Here is a 19,102-nt window from a genome sequence, read left to right as displayed (position 1 = left end):
GTGCCATGGAAAGTTCAGACCTTTTTAGCCCTCCAGCGCCCATTCCATCAGCGCAAGCAGCTACAGAAATTGAAGCACTGCGCACCCAGCTCAACGCCTGGAGCCACAGCTACTACGTGCTGGACGCGCCCACGGTGCCCGATGCCGAGTACGACCGTGTCTTCAAAGCCCTGCAGGCGCTGGAAGCCGCCCACCCCGAACTGTTGACCGCCGATTCGCCCACCCAGCGCGTGGGCGGCAAGCCGCTGCCCGAATTTGCTTCCGTGCGCCACGCCGTGCCCATGCTCAGCATCCGCACCGAGACCGACACCGAGCCTACCGGCGCGCAAAACTTCGACGCCCGCATCCGCAAGGAACTGGGGCTGCTGGAGTCCGACCCGCCCGTCGAGTACGTGGCCGAACCCAAGTTCGACGGCCTGGCCATGAGCCTGCGCTATGAAATGGGCGTGCTGGTGCAGGCCGCCACCCGGGGCGACGGCGAGTACGGCGAAGACGTGACGCAAAACATCCGCACCCTGCGGCAGATTCCGCTGCGCCTGCATGGGGGTGCGCCGCCCGTGCTGGAAGTGCGCGGCGAGGTCTATATGCGCCTGGCCGACTTCGATGCGCTCAACGAACGCCAGCGCGAAAACGGCGACAAAACCTTCGTCAACCCGCGCAACGCCGCCGCCGGTGCCGTGCGCCAGCTCGACCCCGGTATCGCCGCCCGGCGGCCCCTGAGCTTTTTCGCCTACGGCCTGGGCGAGGTCACGCCGCCAGAGCAGGGGGGGCCGGTGTTCGACACGCACTACGCGCTGCTGCAAACCCTGAAAAAATGGGGTTTTCCGGTCGCAGCCCAGGTGGAAATAGCGCAAGGCGCTACGGAATTAATAGCGTATCACCAAAAGATCGGTGCCGCCCGCGACGGCCTGCCGTATGACATCGACGGCGTGGTCTACAAGCTCAACGCCCTGGCCCTGCAGCGCCAGCTCGGTTTTGTGTCGCGCGAGCCGCGCTGGGCCGTGGCGCACAAATACCCGGCGCAAGAGCAGCTCACTTCTATTACCGCCATCGATGTGCAGGTGGGCCGCACCGGCAAGCTCACGCCGGTGGCGCGGCTGGCCCCCATCTTTGTGGGCGGTGTCACGGTGACCAACGCCACCCTGCACAACCTGTTCGAGCTGCGCCGCAAGCGGGTGCGGGTGGGCGACACCGCCATCGTGCGGCGGGCGGGCGACGTGATTCCCGAGGTGGTGGGCATCATCGACAAACCCCGCGCCCGGTATGTGCCCAACTTCCGCATGCCGCGCGCCTGCCCCATCTGCGGCAGCAAAGTGGTGCGCGAAAAAACCGAGATGAACCACCGCTGCAGTGGCGGCCTGTTCTGCCCGGCGCAGCGCAAGGAGGCCATCCTGCATTTCGCCCACCGCCGCGCGGTGGAGGTCGAAGGCCTGGGCGACAAGCTGGTGGAGCAGCTGGTGGACACCGGCGTGATCCGCACCTTGCCCGACCTGTACAAGCTGGGCTTCACCGCCTTGTCTGCCCTGGACCGCATGGCCGACAAGTCGGCGCAGAACATCCTGGACGCGCTGGAAAAATCCAAAAACACCACCTTGCCGCGCTTCCTCTTTGGTCTGGGTATCCGCCACGTCGGCGAAGCCACGGCCAAGGCACTGGCCCGGCACTTTGGCAAGCTCGACGCGGTCATGGATGCCACGCCCGAGCAATTGCTGGAAGTGGCCGATGTGGGCCCCATCGTCGCCCTGGCCATCCGCACCTTCTTCGACCAACCACACAACCGCGAAGTGGTCGAGCAACTGCGTGCCTGCGGCATCCACTGGGAGGAGGGCGAACCCGCCCAGCAAGCTCCCAAGCCCCTGGCAGGCCAAACCTTCGTCCTCACCGGCACCTTCCCCACCCTGAGCCGCGACCAGGCCAAAGACCTGCTCGAAGCCGCCGGTGCCAAAGTGGCCGGCTCGGTGAGCAAAAAAACCAGCTACGTGGTCGCAGGCGAGGAGGCCGGCAGCAAGCTGGACAAGGCGCAGGCGCTGGGCATCACCGTGCTGGACGAGGCGGGGATGTTGGCGTTGTTGCAGCCGGTGGATGCTGCAACGGACTAAACTGCGTCCATGGACCGCCAAACCACTCTCGGGCTTTTGACCCAGCACAAAGCCCATTTGGGCCGCCTGTTCGGTGTCGTCCAATTGGCGTTGTTTGGCTCCATGGCCCGCGATACCGCCACGGCCCGCAGCGACGTGGACGTTCTTGTCTCCTTCGACGGCCCTGCCACCTCAGCCCGCTATTTTGGGGTGCAGTTTTACCTGGAAGACCTGTTGGGTTGTCCCGTGGACTTGGTGACCGACAAGGCTTTGCGCCCGGAACTTCGGCCTTATGTGGAACGGGATGCCGTGCATGTCTGATGCGCCACAGAGCCGCGAGTGGCGGTTTTATCTGGACGATATGGTCGGTTTTTGCCAGCGGGTGCTGGCTTTTACCCACGGACTGGACCAAAACCAGTTCGTCGGCGATGCCATGCGCTTCGATGCCACGGTACGCAATATTGAACTGATCGGTGAAGCGGCAACCCACATTCCGGACACGGTGCGCGCCGCCCATCCCGAGATTCCGTGGCGCATGGTCATAGCGACGCGCAATCGGCTGATCCATGGCTATTTGGGTATCGACAATGACACCCTGTGGAGCATCGTGACTACCGATGTTCCGAACTTGTTGCCTGCGCTGCAAGCCATTCCAAAACGAGCATGACCCTCCACACCATCCTCAAAATGGGCGACCCGCGCCTGCTGCGCACGGCCCAGCCGGTGACCGCATTCGACACCGACGAACTCCACCTGCTCATCTCGGACATGCTGGACACCATGCGCTCCGTCAACGGCGCGGGGCTGGCGGCGCCGCAGATCGGGGTGGATTTGCAGCTGGTGGTGTTTGGCACGGCGGACGTGAATCCGCGCTACCCGGACCGGCCCGTTGTGCCGCCTACGGTGCTGATCAACCCGGTGATCACGCCGATAGGTGACGCGGAAGAAAGCGACTGGGAAGGTTGCCTGTCGGTACCGGGCCTGCGCGGACTGGTGCCGCGCTGGTCGCGCATCCGCTACACCGGGTTTGACCAGTACGGCGACCCCATCGACCGCATGGTGGACGGCTTCCACGCCCGCGTGGTGCAGCACGAGTGCGACCACCTGATCGGCAGGCTGTACCCCACCCGCATGCGGGACCTGACGCAGCTGGGCTACACCGACGTGCTGTTTCCGGCGCTGGACCCGGCGGACGACGATTGAGTTATTGAAACGGTTCTAAGCGCAAAAATAGCCTGGTTTGCACCCGCTTCCCCGCGCTTAGGTCCTTGGCCCATGGGGCTACCATCGCGCGATGAAAGCTCTTTTTCCTGCGCTTGCGGCCATCCTGGCCCTGCTTGGTTGCGCCAAGATGGATACCCGCATGCAGGGCTGGCTGGCCAGCAGCGTGCCGGCCTACGCCGTGGTCAATGGCGTGCTGCTGGAAGGCCGCGCCACCATTCTCAATGATCGCTCCGGCGGTAGTCTGCGGCTGTCATCCAGCCAACCCAGCCAAAACTGTATGGGTGATCTGCGCTACACCGCCACGGCGGCGGGTATGTTGACCCTGCACTGCGATGGCGGGGTGCACCTGCGCATGGCGTTTACCGCTCCCGAGGCTTTGCGTGGCTTTGGCTCGGGCACCACCGAACAGGGCCCGGCCGGGTTTACCTGGGGCATGGGGTCGGCAGATGCCTCTACCTACCTGCCGCTGCCTGCGGGCCAACGCTTTGAGGAACCGCTGGCCGAGCCTGCTTCTGCGCCAGCCGCGTCCCCCGTACCGGCTGCCACGGCCTCCGCCTCAGCGGTACCGTAGCGGGGCGGCATTCAGCGGCCCAGCGGGAACATCTTGAAGTAGGTGCTTTCCAACTGCACCACATTCTGGTGCCCGAGGGCCGTATCAAAGGCATTGCGCATCTGCAAACCAGCGGGCGTGCGCCGAAAGCACACGTGCAGGCTCAACTGCGCAATCGGCCGGGTATTGAACGCAACGTGCTCGGTGCCACCCGTGCGCGACAAGGTATACCTGAGTACGTTCTTGTCCACCACGATGCCGCGGACCTGGCCCGTGCGAAGTTTCTGGATATTCACGGCATCGCTGGTCCCGGTTTCCACCGGTTGGCGCTTGGCCTGGATGGCCTGGTCCAGCGCCTCGCCGTTAAGGTAGCCATCGACAACCCCCAGCTTGTAGGGGGCCAGGTCGGTGATGGCGTTCCAGTAGATGGGGGCCGTTCGCAGGGTGGCTAGCCCCAGAACGCTGTTGCCGATGGAATGCGACAGGTAGCAGGCCTGCTCCCGTTCTTTGCTGAAGTACTCGGGAAAGTAGCCGTCAAAGTGGGGGTCTTGTTCGCCTTTGCGCACGGTGGTGCTCCATTCGAACGACGCGGTCAGCAGGCGGTAGCCCGCCGCCTTGGCCACCGCCGAGGTGATGTAGCTGGACAGGCCGCCCTGGGGCAGCAGCAGGCCGTTATAGGGCGGCCATTCCAGGGTGGCCAGGCGGATCAATCCGGAGTCGGTTTGGGCCCGGCAGTGCATCGTGCACAAGAGCCCCACTGCCAAAGAAAATACGAAGCGCTTCACGGATATCCTTAGTGAGGGAGAGGCACCGCTGCCCATCTTATATTTTGCATACAACGCGCATTGTATTTTTTTGTGCGTTCAATTTTGCTGCGATGCCGCTCGGAGCTGGCGACAACCAATTTGCTATAAGATAAGTAGCTATAAGTGTAGGTGGAAATTGCACAAGCACCTTCTTTTAACCACAGCTCTCCATGCCCCATCCTCTCGTCCAGGTCCACCCGGAAACCCATGGCATCGTGCTCGATCTGGCCTATGCCACCGCCAACAATATCGCGGGCCGCCCCATTTACGACCGCGCCCATTGCCTGCTGCACCGCGATGCCGAAGCCTGCCTGCGCAAGGCCGTGCTGCTGGCAGCGGAATCGGGCCTGCGGCTGAAGATTTTTGATGCCTTTCGCCCGCACGAGGCCCAGGTGCTGCTGTGGGAGTCTGCGCCCGACCAAGCCTACGTGGCCGACCCCGCCATCGGCTCCAACCACACGCGCGGCACGGCGGTGGACCTGACCCTGGTGGACGCGCAGGAGGCCGAGCTGGACATGGGCACGGCTTTCGACGACATGAGCGACGCATCGCACCATTTCAGTGAACAGGTCTCAGCCCAGGCGCAGGCCAACCGCCTGCTGCTGCTGCAGGTGATGGAAGGCGCGGGTTTCAAGCACCTGCCCCACGAATGGTGGCACTACGCGCTGCCCGGCCACTATGGCCTGATCGACAGCGCCGCGCTGGGCGATTTGAGCCCGATGCGTCCGAGTTAGCATGCTTCTTGCGGAGTTCCCCTGAGTAGTTTTTGCCTCTTACCCAAAGGATGTTCAGATGCGTTTTACGACACCCGTACTCTCCCGCCGCACGCTGGCAGCAGCCGTGGCCTCGACCCTGGTTTTAGGCTACGGCATGGCGCCCGCCCTGGCCGCCACGCCCAAGGACACGCTGGTGGTGGCCTTTGCGTTCGACGACATCATCACCATGGACCCGGCCGAGGTGTTTGAAATCTCGGCCAGCGAGGTCATGGGCAATATCTACGACCGCCTGGTGCGGCTGGACATCAACGACCCGTCCAAACTCGTCAACGACATCGCCAAGTCCTGGACCGTGTCGGCCGATGGCAAGACCTTCAGCTTCGAGCTCAAGCCCGGCCTGAAGTTTGCCTCCGGCAACCCGCTCACGGCAGACGATGTAGCTTTCTCGCTGCAGCGCGCGGTGTTGCTCGACAAGTCTCCGGCCTTCATCCTCACCCAGTTTGGTTTTAGCAAAACCAATGTCAAAGACAAGATCAAGGCCACCGGTGCGCTGACCATGACGCTGGAAACCGACAAGGCCTATGCCCCGTCGTTTGTCATGAACTGCCTGACCGCCGACGTAGGCGCGGTGGTAGACAAAAAGCTGGTGCTGGCCAACGAAGTGGCGGGCGACCTGGGCTATGCCTGGCTCAAGACCCATTACGCCGGTTCCGGCCCCTTGAAGCTGCGCGAATGGCGCGCCAATGAAGTGGTGGCGCTGGAGCGCAACGACAGTTATTACGGCAAAAAGGCCCCGCTGGCCCGCGTGCTGTACCGCCACATCAAGGAGTCCAGCACCCAGCGCCTGCTGCTGGAAAAGGGCGACATCGACATGGCCCGCAACCTGGCCCCGCAAGATCTGGCCGCCATGGCCAGCAACAAGGACATCAAGATCGAATCGGCCCCCAAGGGCACGGTCTACTACATCAGCCTGAACCAGAAGAACCCCAACCTGGCCAAGCCCGAGGTGCGCGAAGCCCTGAAATGGCTGGTGGACTACGCTGCCATTGGCGACACGCTGATCAAGAACATCGGCACCGTAGACCAGAACTTCCTGCCCGTGGGCCTGCTGGGGGCCAGCACCGTCAACCCGTACAAGCTGGACGTGGACAAGGCCCGTGCGCTGCTGGTCAAGGCCGGGCTGCCCAATGGCTTCAAGGTCACCATCGACATGCGCACCATCCAGCCGGTGCAGGGCATTACCGAGTCCTTCCAGCAAAACGCCAAGCGCGCGGGCATCGACATCGAAATCATCCCCGGCGACGGCAAGCAGGTGCTCACCAAGTACCGCGCCCGCACCCACGACATGTACATCGGCCAGTGGGGCGCCGACTACTGGGACCCGCACAGCAACGCCACCTTTGTGCAAAACACCGACAACAGCGACGATGCCAAGGCCAAGCCCCTGGCCTGGCGCAATGCCTGGGTGGCCCCCGAGCTGGAAAAAATGGCCGATGCCGCCGTGGTGGAGCGCGACACCGGCAAGCGTAAAAAGATCTACGAAGACATGCAGGCCGAATTCCGCAAGGCCAGCCCCTTCATCATGCTGTACCAGCAGGTGGAAGTGGCGGCGGTGCGCAGCAACGTGGCGGGCTTCAAGCTCGGCCCCACGTTCGGCTCAGACTACATGTTTACCGCCAGCAAGCGCTAAACCTGCATGCGAAAACTCCAGGCCGTAGGGCGGTTTGCGGTCGTCATCGTCCTCACCTACCTGGGCCTGTTGGCCGTCACCTTCTTCATTGGCCGGGTCATGCCCATCGACCCGGTGCTGGCCATCGTGGGCGACCGGGCCTCGGGCGAGCTGGTGGCCAGGGTGCGCGAAGAGCTGGGCTTCAACAAGCCGCTGTGGGAGCAGTTTTATATCTACATCAGCAAGGTGCTGCGCGGTGACTTTGGCACCTCAGTGCTGAGCTCGCACCCGGTGATGGACGACATCCGCCGCGCGTTTCCCGCCACCTTCGAGCTGGCCACGCTGGGCATTCTGATTGGCGTGGCTTTGGGTGTGCCGCTGGGCGTGTGGGCCGCCGTGCGCCGGGGCGGCGTGGTGGACCAGATCGTGCGCGTGATGGGCCTGGTGGGCTATTCGGTGCCGATCTTCTGGCTGGGTCTGATGGGGCTGGTGCTGTTCTACGCCAGGCTGGACTGGGTGGCCGGGCCGGGCCGCATCGATGTAGTTTATGAATACACCCTGACCCCGGTCACCGGCCTGTTGCTACTGGACGCGGCCATGGCCGGGCAGTGGGATGCGTTTGGCAATGTGCTGTCGCATTTGATCCTGCCCGCTTCGCTGCTGGGCTATTTTTCGCTGGCCTATATCAGCCGTATGACGCGCTCTTTCATGCTGCACGAGCTGTCGCAGGAGTACATCGTGGCCGCCCGCGCCAAGGGTTTGAGCGAGACCCGCATCATCTGGCGGCACGCGCTGCGCAATGCCATGGTGCCGCTGGTCACCGTGATCAGCCTGTCGTACGCCGGGTTGCTTGAAGGCTCGGTGCTGACGGAGACCGTGTTCGCCTGGCCGGGCCTGGGCCTGTACATCACCAATTCGTTGCAAAACGCCGACATGAACGCGGTGCTGGGCGGCACTATCGTGGTGGGCTCGATTTTCATTGGCCTGAACTTGCTGTCGGACTTGCTTTACAAGACGCTGGACCCCCGTACTAGGACCCGATGACCACAAGCAATTTGCACGACTGGCTGATGAGCGACCGGCCCGCCTCGCGCCGCCAGGCCGCCTGGGGCCGGGCCTACGGCGCCTGGCGCATCTTTCTGCGCAACCGGCTGGCGGTGCTCGGCCTGGCCATTGTGCTGGCGCTGGTGCTGGTGGCCCTGCTGGCCCCGCTGATCGCGCCGTACTCGCCCACCGTGGGCGATTTGCGCACCACCAGGTTGCTGCCGCCTTCGCAGCTGTTTTGGCTGGGCACGGACGACCAGGGGCGGGACATTTTGTCGCGCCTCATCCATGGTTCGCGCATCACCTTGATGGTGGTGGTGCTGGTGGCCGTGCTGGCCGCGCCCATCGGCCTGCTGGTGGGCACGGTGGCGGGCTATGCCGGGGGCATGGTGGATGCGGCGCTGATGCGCATCACCGACATTTTTCTGGCCTTTCCCCGGCTGATCCTGGCGCTGGCCTTTGTGGCGGCGCTCGGCCCCGGCATTGAAAACGCGGTGATCGCCATTGCCATCACCGCCTGGCCGCCGTACGCGCGTATGGCCCGTGCCGAAACGCTGACCGTGCGCCAGACCGACTACATCGCAGCGGTGCAGCTCATTGGCGCGTCGCCCTGGCGCATCGTGCTGCACCACATCATGCCGCTGTGCCTGTCTTCGGTGATCGTGCGGGTCACGCTGGACATGGCGGGCATTATTCTGACGGCCGCCGGGCTGGGCTTTCTGGGCCTGGGCGCGCAGCCGCCCACACCCGAGTGGGGCGCGATGATCGCCAATGGCCGCCAGTACGTGCTCGACCAGTGGTGGGTGGCGGCAGCACCGGGGGCGGCGATTTTCCTGGTCAGCCTGGCCTTTAATCTGGTGGGTGACGGCTTGCGCGATGCGCTCGACCCGAAAGGCGTGAAATGACAGAACCCCTTTTGGTGGTCGATGACCTGCGGGTGGCATTTCCCAACCGCGACGGCGGCTGGGTGGAGGTGGTGCGCGGCGTGTCGTTCACGCTGGGCAAGGAGCGGCTGGGCATCGTGGGCGAATCGGGTTCGGGCAAGTCGCAGACGGGTAGGGCGATTCTGGGCCTGACGGCCCCCGAAGGCCGGGTCACTGCCAAGCGTTTGGCGTTCAAAGGCACCGACCTGATGCATTGCAGCGCCCAGGAGCGCCGCAAGCTGCGCGGTGGCCGCATTGCCATGGTGCTGCAAGACCCGAAGTTCTCACTTAACCCAGTGATGCGCATCGGCGACCAGATCGTTGAGACACTGCAGGCGCACACCCAGGTATCCAACGCCCAGGCCAAAAAACAGGCCCTGGCGGCGCTGGAGCAGGTGCAGATCGACGACCCGGCCCGCGTGTACAAGCTGTACCCGCACGAGGTATCGGGCGGCATGGGCCAGCGCGCCATGATTGCCATGATGCTGATCGCCAACCCCGACCTGCTGATTGCTGACGAACCCACATCGGCCCTGGACGTGACCGTGCAGCTGCAGGTGCTGGCGATCCTGGACGCACTGGTGGTGCAGCGCGGCATGGGCCTGATTTTTGTGTCGCACGACCTGCGCCTGGTCTCCACCTTTTGCGACCGCATTCTGGTGATGTACGCCGGGCGGGTGGTCGAGGAGCTGCCCGCGGGCGGGCTGGCGCAAGCCAAGCACCCCTACACCTTGGGGCTATTGAACTGCCTGCCGCAGCTCGGCGACAACCGGCACCCGCTGCCCACGCTGAACCGCCAGCCGGAGTGGGCTTTATGAGCGCGTCTGTGGGCCTGGAGGTCAATAACCTGCGCGTCAGTTTCGACGGTTTTGTGGCGGTGGCCGACACTTCGTTCACGGTGCAGGCGGGCGAGAGCTTTGGCATTGTGGGCGAATCGGGTTCGGGCAAATCCACCGTGTTGCGCGCCATCTGCGGGCTGGCAAAGCGGGAAACCGGCACGGTGCAGCTCTTAGGCCCGGCACCGCAACCTTTGCCTGGGAGCAAGCCGTTTCGCAGGTTGGTGCAAATGGTGTTCCAAGATCCCTACGGCTCGCTGCACCCGCGCCACACGGTCGATCGCCTGCTGGCCGAGCCATTGGCCATCCACGGCATCGGCGACGAGCAGGCGCGGATTGAGCGCGCGCTGGACGAGGTGGGCCTGGGGCAGGGCTTTCGTTTCCGTTACCCGCACCAGCTCTCGGGCGGGCAGCGCCAGCGTATTGCCATTGCCCGCGCCCTGATTCTGGAGCCGCAGATTCTGCTGCTGGACGAACCCACTTCGGCCCTGGATGCCTCGGTGCAGGCCGAGGTGCTGAACCTGCTGGAAACCCTGCGCGCCCGCCGCGGCCTGACCTTCATCATGGTCAGCCACGATCTGGCGGTGGTCACCCACCTGTGCCAGCGCCTGATGGTGATGCAGCGCGGCCAGACGGTGGAAATGCTGGCCTCCAGCGATCTGGCCGCCAGCCGTGTGGCCCAGCCTTACACCCGCCAATTGATGGAAGCCGCCGTAGGTTTCCGAAGGAAAGCGAGCACACCATGATCCATTGGGAATCCCATGCCTGCCTGCCGCTGCACCCACAGGCCAGCTTTGCCCCCATCGACCGGCTGCACGCCGCCGGGGTGGACTACGTGTCGATCAACGTCGGCATGGACATGAACCCGGTGCAACAGGTGATGGCCGTGATCGCTGGATTCCGCGCCACCATTGCCGCCCACCCGGAGCGCTACCGGCTGGCCCACAGCGTGGCCGATATTGCCTTGGCCAAAGCAGGCGGCCAGATCGCCATCGGCTTCGACCTGGAAGGCGCTATGCCGCTGCTGGAGCAGCCCGAGATGGTGGCGCTGTACGCGGCGTTGGGGGTGCGGCAGATCCACTTTGCCTACAACCGCAACAACAGCGTGGCCGACGGCTGCCACGACACCGAGCGCGGCCTGACCCCGCTGGGCGAGCGCATGGTGCAGGCGGTGAACGCGGCGGGCATGTTGATGGACTGCTCGCACACCGGCCGAAAGTGCAGCCTGGACATCATGGCCGCCTCCACCGCCCCGGTGATCTTCAGCCACGCCAATCCGCTGGCGCTGGTGGAGCATGGCCGCAACATCACAGACGCACAAATCCGCGCGTGCGCCGCCACCGGCGGGGTGGTGTGCGTGTCGGGGGTGTCGTTCTTTCTGGGCAATGACGCACCCACTGCCGCCGATGTGGCCCGCCACGCGGCCTATGTGGCCGATCTGGTGGGTGTGCAGCATGTGGGTATCGGGCTGGACATCAGCTTTGGGCAGCCCGAACTCAACGACGACCCGCCCGGTGGCTACGACCCCAGCTACTGGTGGCCGCAGTCTGCAGGCTACAACCGGGCCATCAGCCGGGCCCGCTACACCCCGGTGGAGACCTGGCAGGGTCTGGCGCAAGCTTTGCAGGATGTGGGACTGTCCGCCGACGATGCCGCGCAGGTCATGGGCGGCAACATGCTGCGGGTGGCGCAGCAGGTGTGGAAATAACTTTTATATTAAAACAGCTTCTCACGCTTATTCCATCAGCATGAGAAGCTATTAATAATATAGCGTTATGGTGTCAGCGCACCAGCAGTGCATTCACCGCCTGCAGGTCTTCCGGCTTCAGGCTGCCGCTGGCCTGGCGCAGCTTTAGGCTGCCCAGCAGCACGTTGTAGCGGGCCTGCGCCAGGTCGCGTTTGGTCTGGAACAACTGGCTTTGCGAGTTCAGCACGTCGATGTTGATGCGCACACCCACCTGGTAGCCCAGCTTGTTGGCATCCAGCGCAATCTGGCTGGAGGCTTCAGCGGCTTCCAGGGCGCTGACCTGGCCCACGCCCGACAGCACGCCGTAAAACGCGGCCCGGGTGGCCTGGCTGACGGCACGGCGGACGGCATCCAGGTCGGCTTGGGCCTTGTCTTCCAGCGACAGGGTTTCGCGGATGCGGTTCTGGATAGAGAAGCCTGCAAACAAGGGAATGTTGAAGCTCAGACCGATCTGGGTGGTGTTGGTGCGTGAGCCCGGCAGGTTGCTGGTGGTGCCGTTGGGGTAACGGTTGACGTTGTAACCCGCGGTCAGGTCCAGCGTGGGCAGGTTGCCCGCCTTGGCCTTTTGGGTTTCCAGCCGGGCCACGTCCAGGGCCACCACGGCCTGCACCACGTTGGGCTGCAGGCTTTCGGCTTGCTGTACCCAGGTGCTGATATCGCCAGGCTGCACGGTCGGCAGCACCACGGGCTGCGCCAGCGGAATGGGCTGGGCGTCGACCCTGCTGACCAGGGTGTCGAGCGCCAGCTTTTTCACCAGCAGGTCGTTTTCGGCGGCAATTTCCTGGGCCCGTACCAGGTCGAACAGGGCCTGGGCTTCGCGGGTGTCGGTGATGGTGGCGGTGCCGACTTCGAAGTTGCGCTTGGCCGAGGCCAGTTGCTCGCCCACCGCGGTTTTTTGCGCCCGCACAAAATTCAGGGTGTCGCCCGCGCCCAGCACGTCAAAGTAGGCCTGGGCCACGCGCACCACCAGGTCTTGCTCGGCGGCCGCCAGCTGCGCCTGGGCCACGTCGACCAGCTTCAGACCCTGTTGGTAGTTGATACGGTTGGCAGGCCGGTACAGGGGCTGCGAAGCGCTGAGCGTGGCGGACTGGGTGGTGTAGTCTTTGTCAAATGTCGGATTGCGGCCTTCGAGCAGATTGCGGTTGAGGCCGGCTGCCAGCCCGACGCTGGGCAAGATACCCGCCTTGGCCTGGTCGGCCTTGGCCAGGTTTGCGTCATACAGCGCCTTGGCCGACTGGTAGGTGGAATCGGTGGCCCGTGCCGCGTCATACAGCTCCACCAGGCTTTGCGCATGGGCCGCGCCAGAGAAAGCGGCCAGCAGGGCCAAAGTGCAAGAGGCGAGCGGGAAGCGGGGCATGGTCATCCTTGTCATTTCCAATTTCAGGCGTTTAGTAGCGGGGCACACCGGCATCGCGTTGCTGCGACCAGGCATCGATACCACCGGCGATATTGACCACATTTTCAAAACCGTTTTGCACTAGAAACTGGGCCACGCGCTGGCTGCGCGCACCGTGGTGGCACAGGCAGGCGATCGGCTGGTGCGGGTCCAGCTCGGCCAGCCGGGCGGGGATGTCGCCCATCGAAAGCTTGACCAGGGTGAAGCCGTCGGCCTGCACGCTGGCGGCCTGCCATTCACCGGGCTCGCGTACATCCAGCACCACCGGGGCGGTCTGGCCTTGCAGCCACTGGGACAGGTCGGCGGGAGGGATTTGGGAAATCATGGATGCAACGTGGATTAAGCGTGGATTAGAACGAGAACTTCGAAGGCTCGGGAAAGTGCACCAGGCGCGGGGCCACGGTGTCCCAAGGCTGGGTGGTGGTGTAGGTGGTTTCGCCGGTGCGGGTGACGAAGTTGGCGCACATCATGGGCTCCTGGCCCACCACCGCAAACAGGCGGCCACCCACCTTGAGCTGGGACTTGATGGCGTCGGGGACCTTGGCCACCGAGCCGCTGAGCACAATGACGTCGAACGGGCCGTCGGCCGGGGCACCCAGGGCACCGTCGGCCTGGCGCACTTCGACGTTGCGCACACCGGCATTGCGCAGGTTGTTGCGCGCCAGGGTGGCCAGTTCGGGCAGGATTTCGAGCGACAGCACGCTGTGGGCACTGGCGGCCAGCAGGGCGGCCATGTAGCCCGAGCCGGTGCCGATTTCCAGCACTTTCTCGTGCTTCTGGATCTTCAGGTCTTGCAGGGCGCGGGCTTCCACCTTGGGCGACAGCATGCACTGGCCGCCGGGCAGTGGGGCTTCCATGTCCACAAAGGCAAAGGCCTGGCTCTCGGCGGGCAAAAACTGCTCGCGTTTGACGGTGTTCAGCAGCGCCAGCACCGACGGCTCCAGCACGTCCCAGGGGCGGATTTGCTGTTCGATCATGTTGAAGCGGGTCTGTTCGAGCTGGGCGGTGGTGGTCATGGTGGTCTTTGGGTTCAAGTGCGAGGTTAACGTTAGATTTTAGGGGGGGAAAGTGCCATGACCCGGCGTTTTGCCGTCCATTTACGTTGCAGCCACATAGCCAGGTCGTCCATGTAGCAATACACCACCGGCACCACCACCAGCGTCAGCAGCGACGAGGTGATGACGCCGCCCATCACCGCCTGGCCCATGGGGGCGCGCTGCTCCGAGCCTTCGCTGAGCGCAAAGGCCAGTGGCACCATGCCAAAAATCATGGCCAGCGTGGTCATCAGGATGGGGCGTAGCCGCACCTTGGCGGCCAGCAGCAGGGCTTCGCTGCGTTCCATGCCGTCGTCCCGTGCGCGGATGGCAAAGTCCACCAGCAAGATTGCGTTCTTGGTCACCAGGCCCATCAGCATCACCACGCCGATCACCGAGAACATCGACAGCGTGGACTGGAACAGCAGCAGCGCCAGCACCACGCCGATCAGCGTCAGGGGCAGGGCGGTCATCAGGGCCAGTGGCTGTAAGAAGCTCTTGAACTGGCTGGCCAAAATCATGTAGATGAACAGCACCGCCAGCACCAGGGCCGAAATCGCGTAGCCAAAAGCCTCGGCCATGTTCTTGGTGGAGCCGCTGAACTGGTAGCGGTAGCCGGGCGGCAGGGCCATGCCGTCCAGCACCGTGCGGATGTCGTTGGATACCTCGCCCGCCGAGCGCTGGTAGACGTTCGCGTTGACCGCCACCTCGCGGGCCATGTTGCGCCGGTTGATCTGGTTCGGGCCGGTGGCATCGGTGATGCGGGCCACCTGGTTCAGGCGGACCACGCGTGGGCTGCCATCGGCGTTGGTGGCGGTGATGAAGGGCAGGCGCTGCAGGTCTTCGGCGGTGCTGCGGGCGCTGGGGGCCAGGCGCACGTTGACGTCGTAGGTCTGGTCGTCGGGGGCGCGCCAGTTGCCCACTGTCTGCCCGGCGACCAGGGTGCGCAGCTGGCTGGCGATGCTGGCCACGCCCAGGCCCAGGTCGCTGGCGGCCTCGGGGCGCACTTCCACGTGCACGGTGGGCTTGTCGGGCTTGACGCTGGAGTCCAGATCGACCAGGCCGGGGATGCCGCGGATCTTGTCGCTGACCTGGCGCGACAGCCGCTCCAGCACCTGCAGGTCCGGCCCCTGCAGCGAGAATTCCACCTGCTTGTTGCCGCCCACCGAGTCCAGCAGGCCCACGTGGGTCACGGTGATGCCCGGCACGCTGCGCAGGCGCTCACGCAGGATGCTGGCCATCTGGTCCACACTGCGGCTGCGGGCCTTGCGGTCTACCAGCCGGATGTACAGCGACGCATACATCTTGCCCGCCGCGTTGCCGGTGTTGAGGGTGGCCAGGGTGTAGCGCACCTCGGGAAATTCGCGCACGATGGACTCGACCTGGCGGGCCTTGGCCTCGGTCACCTCCAGCGACGAACCCACCGGGGTGTAGAAATTGAGCGTGGTTTCCGAGAAGTCGGCCTTGGGCACAAACTCGGTGCCCAGCAGCGGCACCATGAACAGGCTGGTAACAAAAATAGCCAGCGCTCCGGCCAGGGTCGTCAGCTTGTGCCCCAACGCCCAGCGCAGAATGGTTTGGTAACCATCGGCCAGCCGGTCGGTGGCGCGCTCGAACCACTGGGTCACGCGGCCAATGGTCTTGTCGTACATGCCCACCGGCGGGTGGTGCTGGCCATGGGCTTCGACCGCCGGGTCGTGCCAGATGCTGGACAGCATCGGGTCCAGCGTGAAGCTGACAAACATCGAAATCAGCACCGCCGCCACGATGGTGATGCCAAATTCATGGAAAAACTTGCCGATGATGCCGCCCATGAAGCCGATCGGCAAAAACACCGCCACGATCGAAAACGTGGTGGCCAGCACCGCCAGGCCGATCTCTTGCGTGCCCTCCAGCGCGGCCTGGTAGGGCGTTTTGCCCATTTGCACGTGGCGCACGATGTTTTCGCGCACCACGATGGCATCGTCGATCAACAGGCCCACGCACAGGCTCAGCGCCATCAGCGTGATCATGTTGATGGTGAAGCCAAAGATGTTCATGAACAAAAAGGTGCCGATCAGCGCAATCGGCAGGGTCAGCCCGGTGATCACCGTGGAGCGCCAGGAATTCAGGAACAAAAACACGATCAGGATGGTCAGCGCCGCGCCTTCAAACAGCGACTTGCGCACGTTGTCTACCGCCACGCGGATCGGCCGGGCCGCGTCGGTGATGGGTTCCAGCCGCAGGCCGGGCGGTAGCTGGGGGGTGAGTTCGGCAATGGCGGCGTTCAGGCCATCTACCACTTCGATGGTGTTTTCATCCTGCGACTTCTGCACGCTCAGCAGCAGGGTGCGCTGGCCGTTGTAGAGCGCCAGCGAGTCGATTTCCTGCGCGCCGTCCACCACACTGGCCACCTGGTCCACGCGCACCAGGCCGTTCTTGCGGGCCACGATGATCTGGCCAAAGTCTTCCGGGCGCTGCATGCGCGCGTCGATCTGCACCACCCGCTCTTGCGCCAGGTTGCGGATCGCCCCCAGCGGCAGGTTCTGGTTTTCGCCGCGCACCGCGTTGACCACCTGGTCTGCTGTCACGCCCAGGGCTTCCATGGCGCCGGGGTGCAGGTAGATGTTGATCTGGCGCTGGGTGCCGCCCACCAGCGTGACCGAGCCCGCGCCGCGCACGTTCTGCAGGCGTTTTTTCAGCACCTGGTCGGCCCAGTTGGTGAGCTCGATGGCGCTCAGGGCCTTAGTTTTGCTGGCATCGGGCAGGACGGCCAGCGACCACACCGCACGGCTGCTGGGGTCGAAGCGCAGCACCCGCGGCTCTTTCACCTCGTCGCGCAGCAGCGGGCGCACGGCGGCCACTTTCTCGCGCACATCTTCGGCGGCCTTGCGGCCATCCACCGAGAGCTGGAACTCGATGATGACGACCGACTGGCCCTCGTAGCTGCGCGAGGTGAGGGTGTTGACACCGGCAATCGCGTTCACGCCTTCTTCGATCTTTTTGGTGACTTCGCTCTCCACGATGTCGGGCGATGCGCCGGGGTATTCCGCCGTGACCACCACCACCGGAAAGTCGATGTTGGGGAACTGGTCCACCTGCAGGCGCTGGTACGAAAACGCGCCCAGCACCACCAGGGCCAGCATCACCATGGTGGCGAAAACCGGGTTTTTCAGGCTGACCTGGGTGAACCACATAGGCCGCTACCGCGCTTTAGTAAAGGTGACGGGCGTGCCTTCGGCCAGCGTGCCCAGGCTGCCCTGGACCACCTGCGCGCCGTCGGCCAGCCCGGTCACGGCCACCATCGCCTCGGTGCCCACCTGGCCGTGCAGGCCAGGCACCATGGTTTGGCCGCGCAGGCCAGGCACCACGGTCTGGTGCACTACCTTGCCGTTGGCGACCACCTGCACATAGGGCAGAGGCTTGTCGGTGCGCAGTGCGCTCACTGGCACGGCCAGGGTGGCGACTTGTGCCGTACCCAACGTGCCCTCGGCAAACAAGCCCTGGCGCAGGCCGGGCGCGGGCGCCACGGCCAGGTACACGAGCACGCTGCGGCTGCCCGCCTGGGTGCTGGGGTTGATGCGCGCCACGGTGGCGGTAATCTGGGCGTCCGACGCGCTGCCTTCGATGTGCAGCTGCGCCGTTTGGCCGACCCGCAGGGCCACCGCGTCGGCGGCGCTGACCGAGGCCTCCAGCTCCATGCGGCGGATGTCCACAATCTCCAGCACCCGGGTGTCCAGCGCCACCCGCTCGCCCGGTTGGGCCAGGCGCTGGGACACCACCCCCGAGATGGGCGCGCGCAGCACCGCGTCGGCCACCGTCTGGCGCGCCACGGCGGCGGCGGCCAGCGCCGCGCGGTGGGTGGACTGGGCGGCATTGAGCGTGGCCTGCGAGGCATCCAGGGCGGTTTTGGAAATAAAGCCCTGGTCGACCAGCGCCTGGTTGTTGGCAAACTGCCGCTGGGCAATGTCGATCTGCGCCTGGGCCGCACCGGCCTGCTCCACCGCCTGCTGCAGGCGGGCCTGGACTTCGGTGGGCGCAATGCGGGCCAGCACCTGCCCGGCCTGCACGCTGTCGCCTTCGCGCACCGCCAGGCCTTGCAGTTCCCCGGCCACCCGGGCCTTGACCACGGCGGAGTCGGCCGCTTTCAGGGCCCCGGAGATCGGCAGGCCCTGGACCAGTGTGCGGGTTTGCGCCAGCACCATGTCGCTGCGGGCCAGTTCGATGGCATTGGCGAGTTTGGCCACCGCGGCGGCGGCCACGGCGGCCTGTTGCTGCTGGCGGGTTTGTACGGCACGGGCGATGCCGCCAGCCAGCACTACCGCAACCACGGCCACGGTGGCCCACTTTGTCCAGGGTTTCATAGGGGGGGCAGACGGGTCTGTGGGGGCCGCACGCGCAGCCCGTTCAAAAGAATATGGAGTTGCGAGGCCAGGTATTCCTGCGGGTCCAGCGCCGCCGGGGCACAGGGGTGGTTGCCCATGGAGTGCTTCCACATGGCCAGAAAAATCAGTGGCGCGGTCACGCTGTAGATGGCCATTTCCGGGTCCATCGGGGCGAATTCCCCGCTGTCGATGCCGCGCTGCAGGATGCGCCGTACCAGCGCCTGGTAGGGCTGTGCGACTTCGGTTTGGTAGAAGGCGGCCATTTCGGGAAAGTTGTGCGCCTCGGTCAGCATCAGCTTGGTCATGCCCGATGCCTGGGTGTTGCCCACGCGCTCCCACCAGCTCAGCATGCCGTGGCGCAGCAGGTCGGCGCTGCTGCCGGTGAAATCGTCCACCTCGGCGCTCCACTCAAAAAAGCGCGCCGACAGGCTTTGCCGCACCACCGCCTTGAACAGCTCTTCCTTGCTGTGAAAGTACAGGAACAGCGTGCCTTTGGACACCCCGGCGCGCTGGGCCACCTCTTCCACCCGGGTGGCGGCAAAGCCTTTTTCCACAAACAGGTCCAGGGCCGCGGCCAGCAGCTCGCCGGGCCGCGCCTCCTTGCGGCGCGCGCGCTTGGCCTGGGGTTCGGCCGGGTTGGAGGAGGGTGTGGTGGGCATGGGCTACTGACTGGCTGGTTATTAATGTAGCCCTTGCGCCCGGCAAGCGTCAATGC

Annotated in this window: 19 protein-coding genes; 12 read left to right on the top strand and 7 right to left on the bottom strand. The window is 64.8% G+C overall.

Annotated elements, in window-relative coordinates; genetic code table 11:
* Positions 1 to 5 precede the first annotated feature (5 nt).
* The 5 genes from ligA (at position 6) to AB3G31_RS12315 (ending at position 3,873) form a co-directional block, all read left to right on the top strand.
* A complete protein-coding gene (gene ligA / locus AB3G31_RS12335) occupies positions 6 to 2,099 on the top strand; it encodes an NAD-dependent DNA ligase LigA (RefSeq protein WP_367846381.1) in 2,094 nt (697 codons plus the stop codon).
* Positions 2,100 to 2,108: 9 nt separating this feature from the next.
* On the top strand, positions 2,109 to 2,399 hold the full coding sequence (locus tag AB3G31_RS12330; protein WP_367846380.1) for a nucleotidyltransferase family protein: 291 nt from the start codon (positions 2,109 to 2,111) through the stop codon (positions 2,397 to 2,399).
* The gene (locus tag AB3G31_RS12325) at positions 2,392 to 2,745 is read left to right on the top strand and encodes a DUF86 domain-containing protein (protein WP_367846379.1); all 354 of its coding nucleotides are present in this window, start codon (positions 2,392 to 2,394) and stop codon (positions 2,743 to 2,745) included. Before AB3G31_RS12330 ends, AB3G31_RS12325 begins: the two co-directional genes overlap by 8 nt.
* Complete coding sequence (def, locus tag AB3G31_RS12320; RefSeq protein ID WP_367846378.1) at positions 2,742 to 3,281, top strand: peptide deformylase; 540 nt, start codon at positions 2,742 to 2,744, stop codon at positions 3,279 to 3,281. Before AB3G31_RS12325 ends, def begins: the two co-directional genes overlap by 4 nt.
* A 91-nt stretch (positions 3,282 to 3,372) precedes the next feature.
* Positions 3,373 to 3,873, top strand: coding sequence for a hypothetical protein (locus AB3G31_RS12315; protein WP_367846377.1), 501 nt, complete (start codon positions 3,373 to 3,375; stop codon positions 3,871 to 3,873).
* Positions 3,874 to 3,884: 11 nt separating this feature from the next.
* Here the strand turns inward: AB3G31_RS12315 and AB3G31_RS12310 are convergent, their stop codons facing one another.
* Positions 3,885 to 4,637: a substrate-binding periplasmic protein gene (locus AB3G31_RS12310; protein ID WP_367846376.1), complete on the bottom strand. Its 753-nt coding sequence runs from the start codon at positions 4,635 to 4,637 to the stop codon at positions 3,885 to 3,887.
* Between the two features lie 191 nt (positions 4,638 to 4,828).
* On the opposite strand from AB3G31_RS12310, the gene ddpX reads away from it, so the two are divergent.
* From ddpX to AB3G31_RS12275, 7 genes are read left to right on the top strand one after another with little or no spacing between them, the layout of a single operon-like run.
* Entirely contained in the window at positions 4,829 to 5,392 is a 564-nt protein-coding gene (gene ddpX / locus AB3G31_RS12305) for a D-alanyl-D-alanine dipeptidase (protein ID WP_367846375.1), read from the top strand.
* A gap of 58 nt (positions 5,393 to 5,450) precedes the next feature.
* Positions 5,451 to 7,064 (top strand): ABC transporter substrate-binding protein, encoded by a 1,614-nt coding sequence (locus AB3G31_RS12300; protein WP_367846374.1) that lies wholly within the window; start codon positions 5,451 to 5,453, stop codon positions 7,062 to 7,064.
* Positions 7,065 to 7,070: 6 nt separating this feature from the next.
* Positions 7,071 to 8,087 carry an ABC transporter permease gene (locus tag AB3G31_RS12295; protein ID WP_367846373.1) on the top strand — a complete coding sequence of 339 codons (1,017 nt, stop codon included), beginning with the start codon at positions 7,071 to 7,073 and terminating at the stop codon, positions 8,085 to 8,087.
* Positions 8,084 to 8,992, top strand: coding sequence for an ABC transporter permease (locus AB3G31_RS12290; protein ID WP_367846372.1), 909 nt, complete (start codon positions 8,084 to 8,086; stop codon positions 8,990 to 8,992). Before AB3G31_RS12295 ends, AB3G31_RS12290 begins: the two co-directional genes overlap by 4 nt.
* Positions 8,989 to 9,828 (top strand): ABC transporter ATP-binding protein, encoded by an 840-nt coding sequence (locus AB3G31_RS12285; protein WP_367846371.1) that lies wholly within the window; start codon positions 8,989 to 8,991, stop codon positions 9,826 to 9,828. The genes AB3G31_RS12290 and AB3G31_RS12285 overlap by 4 nt, the downstream gene beginning before the upstream one ends.
* Complete coding sequence (locus tag AB3G31_RS12280; RefSeq protein ID WP_367846370.1) at positions 9,825 to 10,592, top strand: ABC transporter ATP-binding protein; 768 nt, start codon at positions 9,825 to 9,827, stop codon at positions 10,590 to 10,592. The genes AB3G31_RS12285 and AB3G31_RS12280 overlap by 4 nt, the downstream gene beginning before the upstream one ends.
* Positions 10,589 to 11,554: a dipeptidase gene (locus tag AB3G31_RS12275; RefSeq protein ID WP_367846369.1), complete on the top strand. Its 966-nt coding sequence runs from the start codon at positions 10,589 to 10,591 to the stop codon at positions 11,552 to 11,554. The genes AB3G31_RS12280 and AB3G31_RS12275 overlap by 4 nt, the downstream gene beginning before the upstream one ends.
* 73 nt (positions 11,555 to 11,627) lie before the next feature.
* Here the strand turns inward: AB3G31_RS12275 and AB3G31_RS12270 are convergent, their stop codons facing one another.
* Genes AB3G31_RS12270 through AB3G31_RS12245 form a run of 6 tightly spaced genes read right to left on the bottom strand, consistent with a single transcriptional unit; the run spans position 11,628 to position 19,046 of the window.
* Positions 11,628 to 12,956: a TolC family outer membrane protein gene (locus AB3G31_RS12270; RefSeq protein ID WP_367846368.1), complete on the bottom strand. Its 1,329-nt coding sequence runs from the start codon at positions 12,954 to 12,956 to the stop codon at positions 11,628 to 11,630.
* 25 nt (positions 12,957 to 12,981) lie between these two features.
* On the bottom strand, positions 12,982 to 13,314 hold the full coding sequence (locus AB3G31_RS12265) for a rhodanese-like domain-containing protein (RefSeq protein WP_367846367.1): 333 nt from the start codon (positions 13,312 to 13,314) through the stop codon (positions 12,982 to 12,984).
* Positions 13,315 to 13,339: 25 nt separating this feature from the next.
* Complete coding sequence (locus AB3G31_RS12260; protein WP_367846366.1) at positions 13,340 to 14,005, bottom strand: protein-L-isoaspartate O-methyltransferase; 666 nt, start codon at positions 14,003 to 14,005, stop codon at positions 13,340 to 13,342.
* Between the two features lie 32 nt (positions 14,006 to 14,037).
* Positions 14,038 to 17,199 (bottom strand): efflux RND transporter permease subunit, encoded by a 3,162-nt coding sequence (locus AB3G31_RS12255; protein ID WP_367846365.1) that lies wholly within the window; start codon positions 17,197 to 17,199, stop codon positions 14,038 to 14,040.
* Positions 17,200 to 17,205: 6 nt separating this feature from the next.
* Positions 17,206 to 18,366: an efflux RND transporter periplasmic adaptor subunit gene (locus AB3G31_RS12250; RefSeq protein WP_367846364.1), complete on the bottom strand. Its 1,161-nt coding sequence runs from the start codon at positions 18,364 to 18,366 to the stop codon at positions 17,206 to 17,208.
* Positions 18,363 to 19,046 carry a TetR family transcriptional regulator gene (locus tag AB3G31_RS12245; RefSeq protein WP_367846363.1) on the bottom strand — a complete coding sequence of 228 codons (684 nt, stop codon included), beginning with the start codon at positions 19,044 to 19,046 and terminating at the stop codon, positions 18,363 to 18,365. Before AB3G31_RS12245 ends, AB3G31_RS12250 begins: the two co-directional genes overlap by 4 nt.
* Positions 19,047 to 19,102 lie beyond the last annotated feature (56 nt).

The sequence above is a fragment of the Rhodoferax sp. WC2427 genome, assembly GCF_040822085.1.
In the GTDB taxonomy this organism is placed as follows: Bacteria; Pseudomonadota; Gammaproteobacteria; order Burkholderiales; family Burkholderiaceae_C; genus Rhodoferax_B.
The sequence above is the reverse complement of the archived record's forward strand: the minus strand, read 5'-3'. Positions and strand labels throughout refer to the sequence as shown.

Bases quoted from the DNA above. Each gene is read 5' to 3' on its own strand.
- ddpX (WP_367846375.1), top strand. From the start codon at position 4,829: ATGCCCCATCCTCTCGTCCAGGTCCACCCGGAAACCCATGGCATCGTG.
- AB3G31_RS12260 (WP_367846366.1), bottom strand. From the start codon at position 14,005: ATGACCACCACCGCCCAGCTCGAACAGACCCGCTTCAACATGATCGAA.
- AB3G31_RS12290 (WP_367846372.1), top strand. From the start codon at position 8,084: ATGACCACAAGCAATTTGCACGACTGGCTGATGAGCGACCGGCCCGCC.
- def (WP_367846378.1), top strand. From the start codon at position 2,742: ATGACCCTCCACACCATCCTCAAAATGGGCGACCCGCGCCTGCTGCGC.
- AB3G31_RS12280 (WP_367846370.1), top strand. From the start codon at position 9,825: ATGAGCGCGTCTGTGGGCCTGGAGGTCAATAACCTGCGCGTCAGTTTC.
- AB3G31_RS12325 (WP_367846379.1), top strand. From the start codon at position 2,392: ATGTCTGATGCGCCACAGAGCCGCGAGTGGCGGTTTTATCTGGACGAT.
- AB3G31_RS12255 (WP_367846365.1), bottom strand. From the start codon at position 17,199: ATGTGGTTCACCCAGGTCAGCCTGAAAAACCCGGTTTTCGCCACCATG.
- AB3G31_RS12285 (WP_367846371.1), top strand. From the start codon at position 8,989: ATGACAGAACCCCTTTTGGTGGTCGATGACCTGCGGGTGGCATTTCCC.
- ligA (WP_367846381.1), top strand. From the start codon at position 6: ATGGAAAGTTCAGACCTTTTTAGCCCTCCAGCGCCCATTCCATCAGCG.
- AB3G31_RS12275 (WP_367846369.1), top strand. From the start codon at position 10,589: ATGATCCATTGGGAATCCCATGCCTGCCTGCCGCTGCACCCACAGGCC.
- AB3G31_RS12245 (WP_367846363.1), bottom strand. From the start codon at position 19,046: ATGCCCACCACACCCTCCTCCAACCCGGCCGAACCCCAGGCCAAGCGC.
- AB3G31_RS12315 (WP_367846377.1), top strand. From the start codon at position 3,373: ATGAAAGCTCTTTTTCCTGCGCTTGCGGCCATCCTGGCCCTGCTTGGT.
- AB3G31_RS12270 (WP_367846368.1), bottom strand. From the start codon at position 12,956: ATGACCATGCCCCGCTTCCCGCTCGCCTCTTGCACTTTGGCCCTGCTG.
- AB3G31_RS12295 (WP_367846373.1), top strand. From the start codon at position 7,071: ATGCGAAAACTCCAGGCCGTAGGGCGGTTTGCGGTCGTCATCGTCCTC.
- AB3G31_RS12300 (WP_367846374.1), top strand. From the start codon at position 5,451: ATGCGTTTTACGACACCCGTACTCTCCCGCCGCACGCTGGCAGCAGCC.
- AB3G31_RS12250 (WP_367846364.1), bottom strand. From the start codon at position 18,366: ATGAAACCCTGGACAAAGTGGGCCACCGTGGCCGTGGTTGCGGTAGTG.
- AB3G31_RS12330 (WP_367846380.1), top strand. From the start codon at position 2,109: ATGGACCGCCAAACCACTCTCGGGCTTTTGACCCAGCACAAAGCCCAT.
- AB3G31_RS12265 (WP_367846367.1), bottom strand. From the start codon at position 13,314: ATGATTTCCCAAATCCCTCCCGCCGACCTGTCCCAGTGGCTGCAAGGC.